The 4,264-nt window shown below is 61.1% G+C and carries 3 protein-coding genes; all 3 read left to right on the top strand.

Annotated elements, in window-relative coordinates:
- Positions 1 to 124 precede the first annotated feature (124 nt).
- The 3 genes from ACGYK7_RS18950 to ACGYK7_RS18940 all read left to right on the top strand — a co-directional run bounded on the left by ACGYK7_RS18950 (position 125) and on the right by ACGYK7_RS18940 (position 4,205).
- A complete protein-coding gene (locus tag ACGYK7_RS18950) occupies positions 125 to 3,016 on the top strand; it encodes a Tn3 family transposase (protein ID WP_394403932.1) in 2,892 nt (963 codons plus the stop codon).
- A gap of 119 nt (positions 3,017 to 3,135) precedes the next feature.
- Positions 3,136 to 3,729, top strand: coding sequence for a recombinase family protein (locus tag ACGYK7_RS18945; protein WP_148057211.1), 594 nt, complete (start codon positions 3,136 to 3,138; stop codon positions 3,727 to 3,729).
- Positions 3,726 to 4,205, top strand: a complete 480-nt coding sequence (locus ACGYK7_RS18940; RefSeq protein ID WP_232237270.1) for a hypothetical protein — start codon at positions 3,726 to 3,728, stop codon at positions 4,203 to 4,205. The genes ACGYK7_RS18945 and ACGYK7_RS18940 overlap by 4 nt, the downstream gene beginning before the upstream one ends.
- Positions 4,206 to 4,264 lie beyond the last annotated feature (59 nt).

Raw genomic sequence — 4,264 nt, 5'->3', positions numbered from 1 at the left:
GGCCCAACAGGCCCGAGCGTGCATATTTGATCATTTGAAGGAACAATTGGAGAACGTTTTGGCTGTTGACGGTTGTGTTTGATCGCGGTTGGCTGTCGCCGCTTTGGAAGCGGGGGACAGAAAATTGGAACGGTCATTTGTCGAGGTTTGGAGCCTGTCCTTTGATGACATCGGTTTGATTGAGGGGGTCAATCGTTCTGGTCGGGTTTGGTTTGCGTTTCAGCTTTGCTTTTTCCGAGAGCGGTCGCGCTTTCCATCCCGGCCGGGCGATATCCAGGCCGATGTCTTGCGATACCTGGCCGAGCAGTTGGGGGTTGCTGCGCCGGAACCGCGGGATTTCGAATACGGTCACGTGACTGCGCGTAGGCACCGGGCGGCGATCCTTCGGCATTTGGGTATTCGGCGCGCCACGGATCGGGACCGGCAGGCGTTGCGGGACGAACTGGCCGAGATGTTTCAGGGGGCTTTCGGGAAGATCGAGAACCAGGTCGAACTCGGGTATCGCAAGAGCCGTGCGCGGGGATATTTCGTGCCGTCCGACAAGATCATGGAGCGGCTTGTGCGCGGGGCTCGGCATGATGCCGTTGAAAACCTTCTCGCGAAGATTGCCGATAGCCTGTCCGGTGAGACACGCGGGAAACTGGAGGCCAGCCTGGCCGATCCCAAATGCGCCACGGGGTTTCTGAGCTTGAAAGCGGATGCGGGTGCCGCCACGCTTGAGAGCATCCTGGCGGCGGCGACGCGAATGGCATTCGTGAACACGCTCGGTCTGCCGTTCGACGCCATGGCAAGTGTCGATCCCGCTTTGGTTCAGCGCCTGTCCCGGCGGGTCGATGGTGAGACCGCGGCCGAGATGCGCCGCCATGGCGACACGCGGCGTCTGGGGTTCTTCGCGCTCCATCTCATGCACCGCCGTGTGGGGATGATCGACGCGTTGATCGACCTGCTGCTTGAAATCATCCACCGGATGCAGACGCGGTCGCGCCGCCGGGTGGTGGGGGCGATCGCGCGGGACATCGAGCGAGTTCATGGCAAGGAACGCCTGCTTGTCGATATGGCCATTGCCGCGGTGGATGACCCCGAGGGTCGGGTGCTCGAGGTCATTTATCCCGTCGCGAGCGTGGCCAGGTTGAAGGCCGTGATCGAGGAAGATCGGGCCAAGGGCACGCTTGACGGCCGCATTCAAACGGTGATGCGTGGCTCCTATGCCAGCCACTACCGCCGGATGGTGACACCGCTTCTGGCTGTGCTGCAATTCCGATCGAACAATGCAAGCCGGCGCCCGATCCTGGACGCGCTCGACTTGATTCAGCGATGGCAACAGGATGGACGGCGGGTCGTGCCTACCGATCTGGCCCCTGAGGGGTCAGTTCCCGCCAAATGGCGCGAGGGCGTCATCGATGCGGCCGGCCGTCTCAATGTGATTTCCTTTGAACTCTGTGTCCTGGCGCAGTTGCGTGAGCGGGTGCGCGCGAAGGAAATCTGGGTCGATGGCGCCGACCGCTACCGCAACCCCGATGATGATCTGCCCGCCGATTTCGAGGTGCGGAGGGACACATATTATCAGGGTCTTGGCCTCTCCCTGGATGCCGGTGCGTTTGTCGCGCAGGTGCGTGATGAGCTAACGCGCGAACTCCACCTTCTGAACCGGGCCCTGCCGGAAAATGGCCATGTCCGGCTGCGAACATCCGGAGAGAACCGGATCAGGATCACGCCCTTCGCACCGGTGCCTGAACCACCGGGGCTGGGAGCTCTCAAGAGAGAGGTCGAACGCGTCTGGCCGATGACTGGCCTGCTCGATGTCCTCAAGGAGACGGCCCTGGACACGGGGTTTCTGGACTGCTTCGAGACCTCAGCCAGCCGCGAAGCCCTGCCGCGTGCGGACCGGGACCGGCGGTTGCTGCTGGCGCTCTATGCCGCAGGGACCAATGCCGGGATCAAACGCGTCGCCGCCGGTGTCGGCGACATCAGCTATGACGAACTGCTCCATATCCACCGCCGCTATATCGACCCGAACACGCTGCGTGCCGCTGCGGCACGCGTGGCCAACGCGACACTGAGGGTCCGCAATCCGGTGATCTGGGGCGAGGCGGGTACTGCTTGTGGTTCGGATTCCACCAAGTTCGGCGCCTGGGATCGCAACCTGATGACGGAGTGGCATGCGCGCTATGGCGGGCGTGGCGTGATGATCTATTGGCACGTCGAGCGTCAGGCGACATGTATCTATTCGCAGCTCAAAAGGTGTTCCTCCTCCGAGGTCGCGGCGATGATCGAGGGCGTGCTCCGCCATTGCACCGACATGGAAATCCAGCGCCAATACGTCGACAGCCATGGTCAGACCGCTGTCGGGTTCGCGTTCTGCCATCTGCTTGGATTCGAATTGGCACCACGTCTGAAAGCGATTGCCCGCCAAAAGCTGGTTCTTCCCGCTGCGGGCATGCGGGTGCGCCTGCCGAACCTGGCGCCGATCTTGTCGAACGTGGTCGATTGGCCCGAGATCGAGCAGCAATATGACGAGATGGTCAAATACGCCGCCGCCATGCAACATGGCACCGCCGACCCCGAGGCGATCCTGCGCCGGTTCGCCCGGACCGACGTGATGCACCCGACCTACAAAGCGCTGGCCGAACTGGGTCGTGCCATCAAGTCGATCTTCCTGTGCCGATATCTGCGGTCGGAAGCCCTTCGCCGGGAAATCCACGACGGCCTGAACGTCGTCGAGAACTGGAACAGCGCGAACGGGTTCGTGTTCTTCGGCAAGGGCGGTGAGATCGCCTCGAACCGCATCGCCGACCAGGAGATCTCCGCCCTGGCGCTGCAACTGGTCCAAGCGTCGATGGTCTATGTGAACACGCGCATGGTCCAGTCGGTCCTGTCGGACCCGAACTGGCAAGACCGACTGTCGCCTGAGGATTATCGCGGCCTGACCCCGCTGATCTACGCGCACATCACTCCCTATGGCCGCTACGACATCGACCTGTCCACTCGGATTGACTACGAACGCATGGCGGCTTGACGCGCATTATGGGTATACCCATAATGACGGCGCGCATAAACACCGGAACATGCGATTTGCGTGTTCACTTTGGGTCTGTTTCGAGGTAGTGAACACATCATGTCAGAGGCACACCCAAAATGAACAGATCGAGCCCCAAAATCGGCTATGCCCGAACATCGACCGTCGATCAGAACCTCGATGCCCAAATTGAGGCGCTGACAGCCGCAGGATGTGGGATGGTGCGCCAAGAACAGCGCAGTGGCGCGACGCTTGAAGGCCGCCCTGAATTGAAAACCATCCTCGACTTTATTCACCCAGGCGAAACCCTGGTGGTGACGCGGATCGACCGGCTTGCCCGCTCAATGCAGGATCTTCAGACCATCGTTGCGCGGCTGAAAGAAAAGGGCGCGCATCTGGCGGCCACCGAACAGCCCGTGGATACCTCTACGGCGACGGGCAAAGCGTTCTTCGACATGCTTGGCGTCTTTGCGGAGTTTGAAACCAATCTCCGCCGCGAGCGGCAGGCTGAAGGGATCAAGGCCGCGAAACGCAAAGGGGTCTATCGCGGTCGCCCACCCAAGATCGACATGGCCACCATTCAGGCCAAGCTTGGTGCAGGCCTCTCTCCAACGGAAATTGCCCGCGAAATGGGGATCTCGCGCGGTACTGTCTATAAAGCAAAGGCTGAAATGCTGACGGGCAACGATATCGTAGAGGGGCGGACTGCATGAAAAAGCCCCCACGCAAGCGACAGCCTTCAGCGCCCAAGGTGCCTGTGCAAACAGGGGCCAAGGTCCCACCACCACGCAACCTGACCCCTGAGCTTTGCGACCGGCTGCGCCGGGACATGATGAAGGCCTGCCTCGCCGTGGCAGAAACCCACGGGCTGACGGTCGAAGGCGGGGATCTCTCGGATATCGATCTGCGCCATAGCTTCGAGATCAGCTTCCGCGTCGGCATCCCGCAAGAGAGCGGCGAGATCTACTCACCAGAGAAGGCCCTGTTCGAGGTGCTCGCGCCTCATTTTGGCCTGGAGCCCGAGGATCACGGCCGCACCTTCCGATCGAAGGATGAACTCTTCCGCATCGTCGCCATCAATCCAAACAGGCCAAAATATCCGATCAGCGCAGAGCGCGTCTCCGATGGCCGAAGCTTCAAGTTCCCCGCCGAAAACGTCGTCATGTACCTGCAGCGCTCAGGCGCATAGCTTGTACGCCTTTTGTCCCATCAAACGATCAAATATGCACGCTCGGGCCTGTTACGCCT

This window comes from Sulfitobacter sp. 1A15299, from assembly GCF_043556915.1.
In the GTDB taxonomy this organism is placed as follows: Bacteria; Pseudomonadota; Alphaproteobacteria; order Rhodobacterales; family Rhodobacteraceae; genus Sulfitobacter.
This window is presented reverse-complemented; position numbering and strand designations above follow the sequence as displayed.

Excerpts from the sequence above, each read along its gene's own strand:
- ACGYK7_RS18945 (WP_148057211.1), top strand. The coding sequence starts at position 3,136 with ATGAACAGATCGAGCCCCAAAATCGGCTATGCCCGAACATCGACCGTC.
- ACGYK7_RS18940 (WP_232237270.1), top strand. The coding sequence starts at position 3,726 with ATGAAAAAGCCCCCACGCAAGCGACAGCCTTCAGCGCCCAAGGTGCCT.